Annotated in this window: 19 protein-coding genes; all 19 read left to right on the top strand. The window is 41.9% G+C overall.

The genetic code is table 11. The features are described from left to right. Positions 1 to 84 precede the first annotated feature (84 nt). The 19 genes from M1P97_RS12360 (at position 85) to M1P97_RS12270 (ending at position 16,162) form a co-directional block, all read left to right on the top strand. The gene (locus M1P97_RS12360) at positions 85 to 1,200 is read left to right on the top strand and encodes a hypothetical protein (protein ID WP_195372679.1); all 1,116 of its coding nucleotides are present in this window, start codon (positions 85 to 87) and stop codon (positions 1,198 to 1,200) included. After that, the gene (locus M1P97_RS12355; RefSeq protein WP_249389248.1) at positions 1,188 to 2,036 is read left to right on the top strand and encodes a family 6 glucosyltransferase; all 849 of its coding nucleotides are present in this window, start codon (positions 1,188 to 1,190) and stop codon (positions 2,034 to 2,036) included. Before M1P97_RS12360 ends, M1P97_RS12355 begins: the two co-directional genes overlap by 13 nt. A gap of 82 nt (positions 2,037 to 2,118) precedes the next feature. Continuing rightward, a complete protein-coding gene (locus M1P97_RS12350) occupies positions 2,119 to 2,349 on the top strand; it encodes a hypothetical protein (RefSeq protein WP_249389247.1) in 231 nt (76 codons plus the stop codon). Between the two features lie 41 nt (positions 2,350 to 2,390). Next, the gene (locus tag M1P97_RS12345) at positions 2,391 to 3,551 is read left to right on the top strand and encodes a tetratricopeptide repeat protein (protein ID WP_249389246.1); all 1,161 of its coding nucleotides are present in this window, start codon (positions 2,391 to 2,393) and stop codon (positions 3,549 to 3,551) included. Between the two features lie 3 nt (positions 3,552 to 3,554). Continuing rightward, on the top strand, positions 3,555 to 4,541 hold the full coding sequence (locus M1P97_RS12340; RefSeq protein WP_249389245.1) for a glycosyltransferase family 10 domain-containing protein: 987 nt from the start codon (positions 3,555 to 3,557) through the stop codon (positions 4,539 to 4,541). 202 nt (positions 4,542 to 4,743) lie between these two features. Continuing rightward, positions 4,744 to 5,139: a hypothetical protein gene (locus tag M1P97_RS12335; RefSeq protein ID WP_249389244.1), complete on the top strand. Its 396-nt coding sequence runs from the start codon at positions 4,744 to 4,746 to the stop codon at positions 5,137 to 5,139. Positions 5,140 to 5,152: 13 nt separating this feature from the next. Next, positions 5,153 to 5,395, top strand: a complete 243-nt coding sequence (locus M1P97_RS12330; RefSeq protein ID WP_195372674.1) for a hypothetical protein — start codon at positions 5,153 to 5,155, stop codon at positions 5,393 to 5,395. 62 nt (positions 5,396 to 5,457) lie between these two features. Continuing rightward, positions 5,458 to 5,952 carry a hypothetical protein gene (locus M1P97_RS12325; protein WP_195372673.1) on the top strand — a complete coding sequence of 165 codons (495 nt, stop codon included), beginning with the start codon at positions 5,458 to 5,460 and terminating at the stop codon, positions 5,950 to 5,952. Beyond that, entirely contained in the window at positions 5,940 to 7,313 is a 1,374-nt protein-coding gene (locus M1P97_RS12320; RefSeq protein ID WP_195372672.1) for a replicative DNA helicase, read from the top strand. Before M1P97_RS12325 ends, M1P97_RS12320 begins: the two co-directional genes overlap by 13 nt. 22 nt (positions 7,314 to 7,335) lie before the next feature. Continuing rightward, positions 7,336 to 8,109: a sulfotransferase family 2 domain-containing protein gene (locus M1P97_RS12315; protein WP_195372671.1), complete on the top strand. Its 774-nt coding sequence runs from the start codon at positions 7,336 to 7,338 to the stop codon at positions 8,107 to 8,109. A 3-nt stretch (positions 8,110 to 8,112) separates the two neighbouring features. Continuing rightward, positions 8,113 to 9,000 (top strand): alpha-1,2-fucosyltransferase, encoded by an 888-nt coding sequence (locus M1P97_RS12310; protein ID WP_249389243.1) that lies wholly within the window; start codon positions 8,113 to 8,115, stop codon positions 8,998 to 9,000. Positions 9,001 to 9,073: 73 nt separating this feature from the next. Beyond that, complete coding sequence (locus M1P97_RS12305; RefSeq protein ID WP_195372669.1) at positions 9,074 to 10,012, top strand: glycosyltransferase family 32 protein; 939 nt, start codon at positions 9,074 to 9,076, stop codon at positions 10,010 to 10,012. Continuing rightward, a complete protein-coding gene (locus M1P97_RS12300) occupies positions 10,009 to 11,229 on the top strand; it encodes a DNA primase (RefSeq protein WP_249389242.1) in 1,221 nt (406 codons plus the stop codon). Before M1P97_RS12305 ends, M1P97_RS12300 begins: the two co-directional genes overlap by 4 nt. Before the next feature lie 40 nt (positions 11,230 to 11,269). Next, positions 11,270 to 11,989, top strand: a complete 720-nt coding sequence (locus M1P97_RS12295) for a hypothetical protein (RefSeq protein WP_249389241.1) — start codon at positions 11,270 to 11,272, stop codon at positions 11,987 to 11,989. 9 nt (positions 11,990 to 11,998) lie between these two features. Continuing rightward, positions 11,999 to 13,132 carry a glycosyltransferase gene (locus M1P97_RS12290; RefSeq protein ID WP_249389240.1) on the top strand — a complete coding sequence of 378 codons (1,134 nt, stop codon included), beginning with the start codon at positions 11,999 to 12,001 and terminating at the stop codon, positions 13,130 to 13,132. 5 nt (positions 13,133 to 13,137) lie between these two features. Further along, on the top strand, positions 13,138 to 14,163 hold the full coding sequence (locus tag M1P97_RS12285; protein WP_195372665.1) for a glycosyltransferase family 2 protein: 1,026 nt from the start codon (positions 13,138 to 13,140) through the stop codon (positions 14,161 to 14,163). A 13-nt stretch (positions 14,164 to 14,176) separates the two neighbouring features. After that, on the top strand, positions 14,177 to 14,470 hold the full coding sequence (locus M1P97_RS12280) for an HU family DNA-binding protein (RefSeq protein ID WP_195372664.1): 294 nt from the start codon (positions 14,177 to 14,179) through the stop codon (positions 14,468 to 14,470). A 50-nt stretch (positions 14,471 to 14,520) separates the two neighbouring features. Beyond that, a complete protein-coding gene (locus M1P97_RS12275) occupies positions 14,521 to 15,351 on the top strand; it encodes a sulfotransferase domain-containing protein (protein WP_229058479.1) in 831 nt (276 codons plus the stop codon). A 28-nt stretch (positions 15,352 to 15,379) separates the two neighbouring features. Beyond that, complete coding sequence (locus M1P97_RS12270) at positions 15,380 to 16,162, top strand: polysaccharide biosynthesis/export family protein (protein ID WP_195372662.1); 783 nt, start codon at positions 15,380 to 15,382, stop codon at positions 16,160 to 16,162. The last annotated feature ends 4 nt before the right edge of the window (positions 16,163 to 16,166 follow it).

Below are 16,166 nucleotides of genomic sequence, written 5' to 3'. Positions count from 1 at the left end.
ATTCAAAACTGATAAAAAGCGAAACCTTTACCCCCGACTAATACCAATCCTTAATCGTGCTAATTAATCATCATATATAAGAAAATGCAAGAAAGTATTGAATGCTCTTGTCCTCTTTGCAGGGAGGGTACATACAACAGTGCGGATTATTATGTCGATATGTCTTTCCTTAAAAAAGAACGTCCTGTCGGTGTTTCCGGATTGTTGCGTGTAAAAAATGATGCTGATTTTTTATCGGATTGTATCGATTCCTGTATCGATGCTTTAGATGAACTGATTATCTGCTATCAGGAATGTACGGATAATGCACCGGCAATCATCCGTGAAAAGCAGCAACAATATCCGGATAAGATCAGGGTTTATTTTTATGCACCTCCTGTTTATTGCCATGATCTGACGGATGAAGAGAGAGCATACGTTTTATCTCTTCCCGATGATTCTGTTCATAAACTCTGCAATTATTATAATTATACCCTGTCGAAGGCGACTTACCGGTATGCCTTGAAAATAGACAGCGATCAGATTTATTTTTCCCATAAGCTGAAGCTATATTGCGATGCTTACCGCAAGCAAGAGCCGGTTAAAATGTCTTTGAGTGATTACCTGATCAAATATTATGCGAAGGGCTATCGCTATATAATAAGGAGATGTGTCTATATTTATTATTTGGATATATTATCCCGTATACCTTTAACTCGTCACATGATCATTCAGAAATATACGAATTATCAGCTAAAAGAGATCATAAATCATAAATATGCCTTGTCGATGTCCGGCATCAATATAGGTTATGAGCAGGGTAAATGGGGCATTTATGTTTTAAATAAATTACCCTTTAACGGAGTGACGGATCATTTACTATTCGAAATAACGGAAGATACTTTTTATATCACTTTTCTATACAAGGAAATACCGATTGAACGTATGCCGTATGAGAAAACTCTTTTAATGAGCGGGTGGTTCTGGTACCATTTACAGGGGATGAGAAGTAGTATGGCCCAATCTCCTAAAGATTGGGTGGTTTCAGCCTCTAAGCTGAAACCAGTGAACAGCTTTGCTTACTGGCATGCACATATGAAGGTATATTGGTTATTCTTTTGGGCATATCGAAATAATTTCCCCCCACCAGACAAATTCAGTATCGGCAATATTCTTAATAGCCAGTCTGTAAAAAAAAATGAAATTCAATGGAAAATTTGAAACTTGGTATTTTGTATATCTGTGTAGGACGTTATGATTTCTTTTGGAAGAGTTTTTATGAGAGTTCGGAACGTTATTTGATGCAGGGATCCCCCTGCATCCGTGAATACTTCGTGTTTACGGATGCCTCCTCTTTATATAAAGAGGAGAATCGACATATTCATCGGATCTATCAATACGATATGGGATGGCCTGATAATACTATGAAACGTTTTCATCTGTTTTTAACGATCAGGGAACAATTGAAAGATTTCGACTATCTGTTCTTTTTTAATGCCAATATGGAGTTTGTCGCTCCGGTAGGTATCGATCTTTTACCTGATGAAAAAGATAATGGTTTGGTTGGTGCATTACACCCATGGTATTGCGATGTACCGCCGTGGGAATTCCCTTACGAGCGCAGAAGAAAGTCTATGGCTTATATTCCTTATTGGAAAGGAAAGCAGTATTGTCAGGATTCATTGATCGGGGGGACAGCAGATACTTTTCTTCGAATGTGTGAAATTTGTGCTCGCAGGATAGACACGGATAGAATGAATGATATTATTCCGATATGGCATGATGAGTCGATGATAAACAGATATTTCATTGATAATCCGCCTAAATTACTAGATTGCAGGTATAATTATTGCGAAGAGAGAGGCTTGCCGATAGAAAAGAAAATAGTTTGTAAAGAAAAGACACTGTATTTTTCTTTTACCGAAATGAAACGTCCTGATTATGATGAAATCCATTCGTTGATTAAGCAGTCGTACTGGGAATCGGTTATTGTTAATAAGTTGATTCTGTTATTGCGTATTAATAGAAAATTAAAAAGGATCTTTGGTTTAATATGACCGAATATATGCCAAACCACTCTGAAAACAGGAAAGTTCACAAATAACCTATTGAACAAAAAAATAGTAAACATTTTTGTTTATGAAATATGTCGTATTAATTCCGGCTCGCGGAGGAGTCAAGCGTAAGAATTGGATGTCGAGGCTTGTTTGGGGAGATGGATGTCCCGGGTTTGGCTTGGCTGATAATGTGCGGACCATTTATCTGACAGGTATTTTACCTATACCCGAAATCATTGCCGGGAAAGATAATAAGTGGATACGATGTCACTCCGGCTTTGGCAGAAGAGATGAAAAGAAGGGAAATATATAATGGAATTTCACCCCGGTTTATAATAAATAAAACATAAAATCATGCAAAAAAGAATTTTAGAAGGGATCGCCTGCCTTGGATTGCTGGCGGTTCTACCGGCCTGTAGCGCCCGGAAACAATCAGCTACAGAAGAAGTATATACTGTCGCACATGCGGTGCAAACCGGCTCCGGCAAGGAGCAACAGCCGGAACACGTTCCTTCCGGACAGTCAACGCGAAACATTACAATACCTCTGTTACAGATCGACGCCCAGTCGGTTTACAACCGGATGATCAATTATATTACGCCGGATGAAGATTCGGTTCCGAAGGTCGTTTCCCAACATTTCTCCGTCTATGTAGATTATCCGGCGGGAGGCATATCGGTCAATCCCAAATATGGTAATAATCGGGCCGGACTGGCAAAACTGGAAGAACGTCTGAAGCCCCTTTTGCAATCGGCCGGCGGTGGCGTAACGAAAATCCGTATCACCGGTTATGCCTCTCCCGATGGGAATACAAAGGAAAACGAACGTCTGGCCGGAAACCGCTCCATTCAATTCAAGACCTATTTGCAGAAGCAATTCAATCTGCCGGATAACGGCCTGGTTTCAGTCGATTGGGTAGGTGAGGATTGGGACGGGTTGAAAGAGTTGATCTCAAAATCGGATAAAAAATATAATAGTCGTGTATTGGCCATCTTCCAACTGACCGATGATCCCGACAGCCGTCGCAAGCAGATCAAAGCAATGGATAACGGTGCAGTTTATAAAGACATAGAAAAAAGTTTCTTCGGTCGTTTGCGCCGAATGGAACTGGCAGTCGAGACGGAATCGCCGTTGCTCACAGTTACCGATCCTCAATTGATCGAACAGGTATATACCCAACCGGATAAAGTCTCTTTGTCTGATTTTATCCGCGTGGCTTCTTTTTACCGTCCGGGAACCGAACAATACCGTGAAGTATATGAGATAGCTGCCTATATCTATCCCGCCTGTGCAGTCGTCCAGTTGAATGCTGCTGCCGCTTCGCTGGCCCAGGGAGATAAGGAGTCTGCCCGCTATTTCTTTCAGCAGGTAGACAACGATCCCCGTGCTTACAACAATCTGGGTGTTTTGTCACTGATGGATGGCGATAAAGAAACTGCCGCTTCCTGGTTTCGTAAGTCGCTTCCGCAGAATCCGAGACTGGCACGCGAGAATCTGGGAATATTACGTGAATAGGCTATGAAAAAAAAGATTCGTTGTTATTTTACTGATTTCTGGGTCGGTTTCGATTATAAAATCCATTTGCCTTTTTTATTGTCGGAATATGAATTCGTAATAGACGATAAGAATCCGGACTATCTGTTTTACAGTTGCTTCGGAATGAAACATCTGAATTATGAGGGTTGTATAAAAATATTCTGGTCTGCCGAGAATATAATTCCGGATCTGAATGTATGCGATTATGCTGTGTGTCTATCCGATATTAAGAGCGGGGATCGTATTATGTATCAAAATGAAATCATGTATCCATACGAAATTCAGCATCGATATACCCCCGATCTGTGTTCGGAACAATTGCTAAACCGTAAATTCTGTAATTTTGTTTATAGCAACAATATTTGTGCTGATCCGGTACGTGAACGATTTTATACTCTTTTATCCCAATACAAACGGATAGATGCGGGCGGCAGCTTTCTGAATAATATGGGTAAAAGAGTGGGAGATAAACATGCTTTCCTGAAAGAGTATAAATTTACGATAGCGATAGAAAACTCCGGTATTCCCGGATATTCGACCGAAAAGATCCGTCATCCGTTTCTGGCGCAGTCGCTGCCGGTTTATTGGGGTGACCCCGATATCAGTTCGGTATACAATCCGGACTCATTTGTCAATATCATGGATTTTTCTTCTCTGGAAGAAGCTGTCGAAGAAGTGATCCGCCTGGACAATGACGATGCCGCTTACCTGGAAAAGGTAACGGCCCCTTTCTGGCTGCACGGGGATAGTTATGAAGAATATCATGATGTTTTGATCGAACGGATGTTGGCATTCTTCCGGAATATATTCGAACAACCTTTGGAAAAAGCCCGTAGAAGAACCCGATATGGAAGGATGCCGGTTTATTATTCGAAAATGCGGAACGCTTTTTTCCCTCCTGAACAACATTTGAAGGAGAAAAATCTCAAATCCTTGAAAGGTATCGTAAAGAAAATGATCTGGAAATAGGCAGGTACTTTTGAGGATGAAATACTAGTATTTTGCACTCAAAAGTACCTTATTCCGACATCAAAAGTATATACCTTTTTTCAGAATAAATGTACAAAGCGAAACTGTTCTTTCCGGCCGATAGGAAGAACAATTATGAACAAAAATTTTTTACCGGTTCAGCGGAGGAACTTACTTGTCGTTTCCCCGTTTTGCGGAAAATATGGATAAGGCTCCCGGTAAGGAGCAACTGATAATTGAATGTGCTAATTTCCTGAGAAAAAAGGAAATCCTTGAAAAGAGATCATGGCGTATTTTTGCGAAACAATTCTTTGCCTACTATAGAGTGCAGATCCTGGTTTACTACGGCTACCAGTCGCAGGAAGCCGGGCGACCGCTCGTAAAGGTGAATGATAAATACCTGTTTCTTGCCGTGATGGCTGCCTTATGTAAAACCGGAAAAATAGACGATAGCCAGAAAGCGTTGAGCGAAGTGCTTTATGCCGGGTTCAGCCTGGGGCTGGAAGTCTCGACCATTCAGAAGCAATTGTCCGAGATTCTATCCGAATACGGCCGGTTATTCGATTATATAGCGAAGTTCAAAAAAAACGATTTATAATAATAATTTTTAAATGGCTGAGAATGAATGGTTTTCGCTTTCTTTTTCTAGCGTTTTTATTACTCCTCTTTCTGCGGGAGGCATATTATCTTTATTCCTGTCAGGCAAGATGGCAGGAGTGTCAAAAAAATCGGGCTTCCCCCTCTTTGTATTAGTTATAAATAATATTTATTCTATATTAAAGAGAGTGGTGCAAGCGATTGTCGGAACGATGTACCCTAAGTTGTCTCAACACCTTGAATCTGATCGATCATAAAGCGTCGTTTTTGCGCGTCTACGCCTGTCATGTTTCATTTATTAATTAAAAGTATAGGAAAAATGACAAAACGTAAGGAAGAATTGTCTTCGGACTTTCGCAAAAGCGGCTACCTGAAAGTCGGCAGGACTACGCTGCGGGCTTTGTTTTCCCAACATCAGGAGCAGCGTGGATTGGCTGCTGTGTTATTGTGTGTGCAAACTTTTGCCTATTTCAGCGATGGGAATGTCTGTCTGAACAACCAGTCGGTTTTTTGCCGGGCAGGCGAGTGGATTACTTCGTATACCGAGATAGCCGGTCTGACCGGATTGGATCGTCGTTTGGTTAAAAAACATCTTCTGAATCTGGAAAAACGCGGTTTTCTGCATATCCACGATCTGGGAAATTACAAACGCATTGTTTTGGCTACCTGGGAGCCGGAGATGATTCAAAATACAAATAATCCTTTACCGGATGCAACGAGCAATTGTCGGTTGCCGGATACCGGGATGAGTCTGATGGAGCAGGCCAACCGGATTTATCAATCTGCAGGAGGGGAACAAAAATGGACAAACTGAATCTGAACCGGGTAAATCTCCCGATGGAACAGGCTGTAATTGCCGGGCTGCTTACCAGCCCGGATGCAGTATACGACGTGAACGTCCGTTTGCGTAGCGAGATGTTCAGCCATCCGGATCTGCGTTTTGTTTACGAAGCGATCCTTTCACTGGCTTCCTCCGGACAGCCGGTCGATATGTTGACGGTCGAGACGGCTATGCAGCGGCTCGACTATCCGGCTTATATGCGGCTCAACGGGCTTTCGTTTCTTTCAGGCATGTTGCTCGATGTGCGTACGGACCATCATATCCGCGCCCATGCCGACCAGCTGGTGCGCTGCTATATTCTCCGCAGCCTGGTCACGTCGTTGCAGGAGAAGCAAACAAAGGCATTGCGACCGGAAACCGATATAACGGAGTTGCTGAATGAACTGGATGCGCTGGTCTGTTCGCTGCAGAACGAAATGATCCCGGCATCTACTCTCGAAGCCGCCGGACAGGTGGCTCGCAAGGCCTTGGACGTTTCTTACGAGAGGCAGGCCGAAAGAGAGGCCGGTATTCATAGCCAGGTCTATACGGGGGTATCGGAGCTCGACCGTTTGTCGGGTGGCCTGTACAAAGGCGAATTGACGGTTTTGGCAGGACGTCCTTCGATGGGGAAATCGGCCGTTGCTTTATGGATGGCGCTGAATGCGGCACGCCAGGGAAAAGCAGTCGCTTTCTTTAGTGTGGAGATGAGCAAGGAGCAGATCGTGACCCGTTTGTTGTCGATGATCAGCGGAATAGATGCCGACCGGCTGCGTTTTAAAGGGACTTCGGCCTCCGACCGTCTTCGTCTGGAAAAGGCGCAAGAGGAACTCGAGCGTTTGCCCATTACGTTGGAGTATTGCGGTTCGGATACGGTAGAAGACATACGGGCCAAGGCACAGACCTTGCATAAACAAGGGAAGCTGGAGGTTCTGTTTATCGACTATCTGAACCTGATCAATATCGTATTGTCGAAAAGCCAGTTGCTGGAGACTACGGACCTGGCTTTGGGAAATATAGTACGAAAAATCAAATTGATGGCCGAAGAGATGGATATACCGGTGGTACTGTTGGCGCAGATGAACCGGGAGAGTGAACGTCGTCCGGCTCCTAATTTCCCGGTATTGAGCGATTTGCGTAATTCGGGTGCGATCGAGCAGGTGGCCGATGTGGTGATCTTCGTTTACCGTGCCGAGAAATACGGTATAACGCACGACCCGACGACGAAGGAAGACCTGAGAGGCGTCGGCCTGCTGCTGCTGACCAAGAACCGCAACGGAGCAACAGGGACAGCCCGCTTCCGCTATAATCCGGCAATGACTTGTTTGACGGATTATGATCCGAGAGTGATATGAAACAAAATTAAAAATTTAAATCATGAAGAATATCAATGAATGTAAACTGGGGGGCTTCTTAAATCATAAATTATTATGGCTGAAAGCTATTAAACAGTGGTATGGACAGGTTCGTTATGTTTATCGATGTAATAAAAAAAGGGGAAGATATCCCAGGACATTCGTGTTTGATACAGAGAAAGAAGTTGTCTATCTGAGTAATCCGAAAGTGGCCTGTTCTTCCATAAAAAGGTCCATGTTTGGTGAACGACCGAATATACATTCGTTACCCGGTAATATTACGAATGAATTGAATACGGAGATGGAACGGTATTACAAATTTACATTTGTACGAAATCCTTATAAGCGTTTGGTTTCCTGCTTTGAAGATAAATGTATTCAGCATCCGGATGATATCTGTTGGAATTATTATGTCTTTAAGAGCTTACTTCGTATACGTGATTTTAATCGGTTTGTCCATCGGGTTTGTCTGATTCCGGACAGTATGGCCGAACCACATTTTTCCGGACAATACCGGTTGATCTATGATAAGGATGATAAATGCCTGGTTGATTTTGTCGGAAAAGTGGAAGATATAAGAGATGATTATGAACCGATACTCGAGCGCTTCGGATTTCTGCCCTTACCTCATACGAACCGGGCCGCCTCGTTGACCGGCAGAAACTGGATGGATTATTATACCCCGTTTACGGCCTGGCTCGTATATCGGAAATATAAGAAAGACTTTGTCACTTTCGGCTATGAAGATGAATACAAGAAGCTAAAAGAGTATTTGAAAAATAAGAAACGGTTATAAAAAATGATTTATTCATGTTTGAATGGAAGATTGGGGAACAATCTGTTTGAAATAGCGGCGGGTGTATCTTTGGCTAAAAGAATGAATGTTCCCTTCAAGGCGTTGATGTGCAAAGATATTTATATGGATTTTTCGGACGCAGTATATTTGAAGCAATTTGGTATAGATTTACAGGATACATATCCTGTAAATCATCCTGTTTATCAGGAAACAGGATTTGATTACCATCCGCTTCCGTCCGAAAAGGATCTTGTGCTACATGGCTATTTCCAGTCTGAAAAATATTTCGATGAGCAACTGATAAGAGATTTGTTCCGGATAGATTCGCATACGGAAAATTATATATGTGAGAAATATGAGAATATATTGAGTCGGAATCCCGTATCCGTATTGGTTCGTCGTGGTGATTATCTGATACAGGAGTTTAGGCATCCGGTATGCCGGATGAGTTATTACAAAAAGGCGATGTCTGTATTTCCTCCGGATACTGATTTTCTGATAATCAGTGACGATATTGCTTGGTGTAAGAAACATTTTATAGGGTCTCGTTTCTTTTTTATAGATGACGAACCTCCTCTTGTCGATTTGTATATTCAATCTTTATGCCGGCATAATATCATCAGCAATTCTACTTTTGGCTGGTGGGGAGCCTGGCTTAATGAGAACCGGGAAAAGATCGTGGTCTATCCGTCTCCCTGGTTTGGAGTTACACTTAGGAAGAAAAATGTGAAAGATCTTTGTCCGGAAAACTGGGTTAAAGTTCCTCTATGTGGTTCGTTCGAACTGTTTTTCAGGGACAATTATCCATTGTTTGCATGGAAATCAACCGTTTTTTATAGAAAAGTTGTAAATAAGTTACTCTGGTTTGCCGGTAGACCCTATAAATATTAGAATGTGAAACACTTCCCGGGAAGTGCTGTCTTTGGAAATGGAACAATTTAATAAGGAATAAAATATAGAAATAATGGCGGTAAGTATAAACGAAGAAAGTACCATTCCTAAAGTAATTCATTATTGTTGGTTTGGAGGAGGAGAGAAGTTGCCTTTAATGGAACATTGTTTGAATAGTTGGCGTAAAGTAATGCCTGATTATAAAATTAAATGTTGGGATGCTTCGACTTTGAATATGCAAATACCTTTTGTTCGTGAAACTTATGAGCGTAAGAAATGGGCATTCCTTACTGACTATATGAGGTTTTACATTTTATGGAAAGAAGGCGGTATTTATATGGATTTGGATGTAGAAGTTTTCCGTCCTTTTGATGATTTATTAAATAACAGGATGTTTTCAGGCATTGATTATGGAGAATATCTTATGAATTGTGGAGGTAAAGATTTAATAAACGACGAAGGTCTGCTTTTGAGTCCGTTTTTGGGGAAAACTTCTTTTGGTGTTGCTATTGAAGCTGGTATAATAGGTTCTGAAAAAGGGCATCCTTTTATGAAAGCGTGTGTTGATTATTATAATTCAGTTTCTTTTATAACTCCGGAAGGCGATTGTTTTCAAATAGAATGTCCGGTAGTAATGTGCCAGGTTGCTATAGATTTTGGTTTTCGATATAAGAACATCACTCAAGTTTTGAGTGAAGGTATTTGTCTTTACAAATACCCAACATTTGCTAATCCGAATGTCCTTTCTTTTTCTTCAGAAACTTATGCCTGTCATTGGTGGACAGGGACGTGGCGTTTCCATGAAAAACAAAGACCTGTTTCTGCATTATTGTTTCCAAATCGTCCATATAACCGGTGTTATAATTTACGGAAAAAACCGGGTCTCTTGAAAATCGTTTATCGTATTGTCGATTGCGTAGATCTTGTACTTGTTTGTTTTAACAAGATTCCGATCTATAGAACGTTGCTGTTAAGCATGGGGAGAAGGTGGTTTCATTCTGATAATACATGAACCTGAAAAATCAAATAAAACAAGTAGTTCGTCTGGAGGATGTGGTCGGGCGCTATCTGTCTTTAAAAAGGGTCGGGAACTCGGTAAAGACCCAGGTCGGACTTTGTCCGTTCCACACCGACCGTCATCCTTCATTCTATGTGAATACAGAACAGCAATACTATAAATGTTTTGCCTGTGGCGAAGGGGGAGATTTGTTCAAATTTGTTCAGAAAATGGAGGGATGTGATTTCCGTACGGTCTTAAAAAAGCTGGCCGGATGGTATGGCCTGTCGGATACGGACGAGTACCGGCCGGTGAAGTATCTTCCGGTAAAGACTTTTTCTTTACCGGCAAAGGAAAATGAGCCGGACCTGGTCAGCCGGATACATATAGATGCCCTGTTGCACAGCCACGGAATGATCCTGGATATGCTGGAACCATACGTGCCGGAAAATGAAGTGTTGCACGAAGCCTACAGGATGTTTGAGGTAGGGCAGGCATCTGCTTTTTTACCGTATGCTTATGACTACTTATGTAATCGCATCGTTTTCCCGATCCGCGATGAACAGGGGAGGCTGGTAGCCTTTGCCGGCCGTTACCGGGGAGAGACGAAAGGGAAGGATATCCGTAAATATATGAATTCATCGACCAGTGCGGTCTATCATAAAAGCAGGATCTTATATGGTCTTTATCTGGCGCAGGAAGCAATCCGGCAACATAAATTCGTATACATCACCGAAGGCTATAAGGATGTACTGGCCATGTATGCCGCTGGGTTCCCTAACACGATAGCCTTATGCGGCACTGCTCTAACCTTGCAGCATATTGAGCTGCTTGGCCGATACACCCGTCATGTAATCGTCATGCTCGACAGCGACGAAGCCGGACAAACAAACGGGTTCAAGGCTGCACGTTTACTGGCCGGCAAGGACTTTTCCGTAGGACGCATCGTCCTTAACCCCGAACATGATCCGGACTCCCTGTTGCGTGTGATGGGAAAAGAAGCGTTTGTCGGATATATAAAAGAAGTTACCCGTTTCAGCCGGCTGGAGGTATATGAAACCGACTTGCTGAAACAAATAAAATATCTATTGTCCGAACTAAGCCTGGCATTGACGGCAGAAGAGCGTTCGAAGCTGTTTTCACAAATGCTCCCACTGTATAAACGGCTGGGAAAAGTCACGCAACTGTTGGCACATTCGCCGGTGATGAAGGCGGATTGGTTATTGGAATAAATAGTATTTGGATATAGAATATAAGATAATAATATAGAATATGATTGTAGACAAAGAACGTAAGGTTATATACCTGCATAATCCAAAATCCGGCGGAACGTTCCTGCGGGAAATTTACATTAAAAAGTATGGACGAACAGATGCCATAAAATGGTGGAAACCGTTTTTGATAGCGCATGGCACCGATCTGGGACATATTTCGTATCATGATTTACCTCGTTTTGTTCCGGAGTGGGAAAACTACCGGGTGATTGTGATGGTACGTAATCCGTATAATCGTTTTTATTCGGCAGTAAAAGAATTGAGAAGGCAGTTTGGAACTGTTTCAAATAGAAAGAAACCTCAATATGTTTTTGATGGCGAATATAAGGAGTGGAACTTATCGAAAAAATTCATATACTTTTTACGACGTATATGTCCCTGGACATATACGTTTCATCAGTGGAAACTTGTGCGAGTTTCCACTGATGAATTTTGCAAACGGATTTTTCGTTTTAAACCTGTCGGGCGAGATTATTTTTTACGCAATAAACGACTTCCCTGGTTAAATCCCCAAAGTGATTTTATGGGGAAAAAAGTAGAAGTTTTACAATATGAATATTTCCCCGATTGGGAAATATTGTTGGACGCTTTTGACTTATCGGAATATAGCGGTCAGTTGAAAATCGCAAAAGATTATGATATTCCCGAATCGGAACGTGAAATGATACGGAGATTATATCCGGAGGACAGCCTGTTATTTGATCTATATAAAATATAGTTAACGATAATGAAAATAATTCATGTAATTGATTCGATGAGTACGGCATGCGGAGGTCCTGCCCGTACTACTTTGTTGACAGTAAGAGGAGCAAACCTGGCGGGAATGGATACAGAGGTGCTGACAAACGAAACATTTCCGGGAGAAGAACGGGTTTCCAGTGAACCTTTTATTCGTTTTTTACCCTCTTCCCGTCTGAAAAAAAGATGGTGGGGGTATTCTTCTGTTTTTCTAAAAGCGCTGTCAGATACTCCGGTTGCAGATGTTTATCATATTCAGGGACTTTGGCTATACTCCAGCTATATAGCGGCAAAGTTCGCCCGTGAGAAGGGGCGTCCTTATCTGGTCACCCTCCACGGTGCTTTATATCCGGAGGCATTGTCCCACTCTCCCTTCGTGAAAAAAATCGCCCTGTTTTTGTTTCAGCGCAGACAGTTGCAACAGGCAGCCTGTATTCACGCTACTTGTATGGAGGAAATGGAGTATTACCGTTCGTTGGGATTAACTAATCCGGTGGCCGTATTGCCCTGTCCCATGGAATGTCCTGAAAAAATGCCCTCTATGTATTCGGATGGCGTGAAGCGGATCGGTTATCTGGGACGTGTCCATCCTCGGAAGAGGGTGGAACGGCTGATCGAGATCTGGCATCGTTTGAATGAGCCGGGGGAACTTTTGATCATGGGGGACGGAGATCCGGCCTATATGCAGTTTCTTAAAAAAGAAGTAGATCGCCTGAAATTGAAACGAGTTTGTTTTACAGGCTTTGTGACGGGCGTGAAGAAAAGCCGGCTACTGGCTTCCCTGACCTGCCTGATTGTTCCCAGCGATTTTGAAAACTGTGGTATTATTACTCCGGAAGCCTTATTGCAGGAAATCCCGGTGATCGCATCGACCGGATCGCCGTGGCAGGAATTGGACACTTACCGGTGTGGCTGGTGGGTGAAGAATGATATCGGGACATTGACCGATACGGTGAGAAAAGCGTTATCTCTGGATGAAGCGACTCTTTGTGAAATGGGACAGCGGGGACGCCGGTTGATATTGGATAAATACTCGGTGGATGTCGTATCCCGGCAAATGAAAGTGCTTTATGACTGGGTGGTCGGAAAGGGAGAGAAACCGGATTTTGTATTTCTAAAATGAAATGTATGGATAATCGAATATCTATTGTGATTCCGATATATAACAGGGGATATTGTTTGTCCCGTTGCTTGGATTCCGTATTGGAACAGACATTTACGGATTGGGAGTGTATTTTGGTCGATGACGGTTCAACAGACAACAGTCTGCAGGTCTGTCAGGAATATGCAACGAAAGATTTTCGTTTTCAGGTTGTTTTGCAACCTGAAAACAAAGGTGTATCTCAGGCTCGAAATAGAGGAATGGATTTAGCGAAAGGAGAATATATTGCATTCATCGACAGTGACGATTGGATTGAAGCGAATTATCTCTCCGGATTGTATCAATCTGCCGGAGAGAAAATAATGCCGCTTTGTAAGATGGCCATTCATGATAAAAATGGGGAGATTCATACAATTCATGAATTACAGGATAAAACATGCAGGTTGGATAATAGTGCTACCGGTTTATTATTGGAGCATCTTATAAATGGTTTAATGGGCAGCTCCTGTAGCCGCCTGTATAACCGGATGATCATAGAGAAATATCATTTGCGTTTTCAACCAGGGGTTAATTGGGGTGAAGACTTGATATTCAATTGCTCATATTTTGAATATATTGAAAGTATAAAGTGTGTACCGGTTTTTTATCATGTAATGGAACAAGAAATATCTTTATCGTCATCTTTTTATAAAAATCCGTTATTGATAGAAAATAACATGAAATTATGGAATAGTGTCTATACTTTTCTGGAGAAGAAAGGGATACGCAATAAAGAGATTAATAACCTGATGCTGGATTATCTTTTTCGTTTGGTCCAGCAGCCGGTTAACTATTACTATGCTAATATAGGACATTCGGTATCCGGTAAAGACCGATTGGCCTTTATTAAGTATATGATGAACAATATAGATGGGCGGGTGATAAAGATGTTTAGTATTCCAAAGAACAGAAGCCAACTGAAATATTTCCCGGTTTATTACCGGATGAGCGTTTTAGTCTGGCTGTTTTGTGAATTTCGCTTATTGAAAAATAAATATATAATTAATCGATAAACTTAAAATCAAGATGAACAAGAAAGAGTTAGCAGAAGAAATTGCCGGCCGCATGTCGGTGCCGGTAACAACGGTACTTCATTTTATGGATACGATGATAGAAGTCGTTGGTGACACTGTATCACGTAAGGAATCTGTATTATTACAAAATTTCGGACATTTTTCTCCCTGGGAACAATCCGAACGGGAAGGAAGAAATCCCCGTACAGGATTATCCTGCACAATACCGAAACGTGTTAGTGTTAAATTCAAACCGGGGAAAGGGCTTTTGAAAAAAATCAATAAGCGGATATGTACAGAAAAATAATAAAATCAATCTCTTCTTTTGTTTTTAAAGTCGTTTTTAGTAAAAAAAAGATGGACTTTGTTATTATAGGTGCTCAGAAATCAGGAACAACTGCTTTATTTGATTATTTGAATATGCATCCTTTTTGTGTGGGTGCTATCGGAAAAGAGAGTCTTTTTTTCTCTCATCATTATCAGGTAAAAGGGAATAAAATAGGTCATTATTTTTTTTCAGGGAAAAATGTAATGAAAGAGATCGCTGCTCATCAAACTTATCCGGGAAAAACGTTGTGGTTTGAAGCAACTCCGGCGAATGTGTATCTGGAAGAAGTGCCCCAACGTATTTATCTGCATAATCCGGATGCCCGTTTGATTTTTCTTGTTCGTGAACCCGTTAGCCGGGCTATCTCAGAATATAATATGGCTTGCATGTGCGCACAGGAAAAGGGGTTCTGTGTCAGAGAAGATCCGGAACGGGAATATTTTGCTTGTTTAAAAGACCCTGACAAGTATCCTTTTACATGGTTTGTGGAAGAAGAATTCAGGAAGATAGCGTTACACGATTCCTACCTGCCGTCTGCATTCAATTATCCTGATTTTATCCGTCGCGGTCTGTATAGCGAACAGTTAGAGCGTTACTATACTTATTTCAAACCAGAACAAATATTGATTATTGAGGATAAACAGCTTAAAAATAAAAGGTTGGAAACTTTATTTAATATAGAGCGATTTTTGAATATTCCTCATATTGATTGGAGAGAGAGAGAAGTTGTAAACTCCAATGTTGGAGTTTACAATCGTCTGGTACCAGACGATTGTAAGGAGTATTTAACTCATTTTTTTGCACCGTGGAATGAGAAATTTTTTGAGAAAATAGGGCATCGGTTCGAATGGCCTAAATAATACTGTATAAAGAAACTGTATAGAGAATATGAATAAAGAAAAAATAAAAAAGGGATTACCGATCGTTTTCCTATGGTTGGTAATGGTTTCCTGTGGTTCGGTAAAGGATATTACGTATTTGCAGGGGGAGGGGCTACTGAAAAAGGCGGCAATAGCCGATACCTTCAATCTGAAGATACAGAAAGACGATCTATTGGATATCGTGGTCAGCAGTATCGATCCGGAGTTGCTGAGGCCTTTCCAGCAACAGTCTGGCGGGGGTAATGATAGGGGAAATTATAATTATAATAACCGGGGATATCTGGTAGAAACAGATGGTACGATCAATTATCCGTTATTGGGAAGGTTGTCTGTTGCCGGGCTGACACGGCGTCAACTGGTCGATATGATACAGGCTAAGCTGGAAAAAGGCGGATTCCTGAAAGATCCGATCGTAACGGTTCGTTTCCAGAATTTTCGTATTTCGATACTTGGGGAGGTGAACCGTCCGGGAACTTACAATATCTCGTCCGAACGTATCACCCTGTTCGAAGCTTTAAGCATGGCAGGCGATCTGACCATTCATGGCCGGCGCGACCGGGTGGCAGTGATGCGCGAGATAGAAGGTGTTCGCACCATCCTGTATCATGATCTGCGTTCGATGGATGTCCTTCAGTCGCCCGCTTATTATCTGAAGCAGAATGATATGATTTATGTGGAGCCCAACCGGGTGAGAGCGGAAGCCAGTGCACAGAACCAGTTTACGAATGTAGGAACCTGGATGTCCATTATTTCTTTCCTTTCTTCTATGAGTGTATTGATCTTTAAATAAAAAC

It is taken from the genome of Parabacteroides leei (assembly GCF_023369805.1).
Classification (GTDB): Bacteria; Bacteroidota; Bacteroidia; order Bacteroidales; family Tannerellaceae; genus Parabacteroides; species Parabacteroides leei.
The sequence above is the reverse complement of the archived record's forward strand: the minus strand, read 5'-3'. Positions and strand labels throughout refer to the sequence as shown.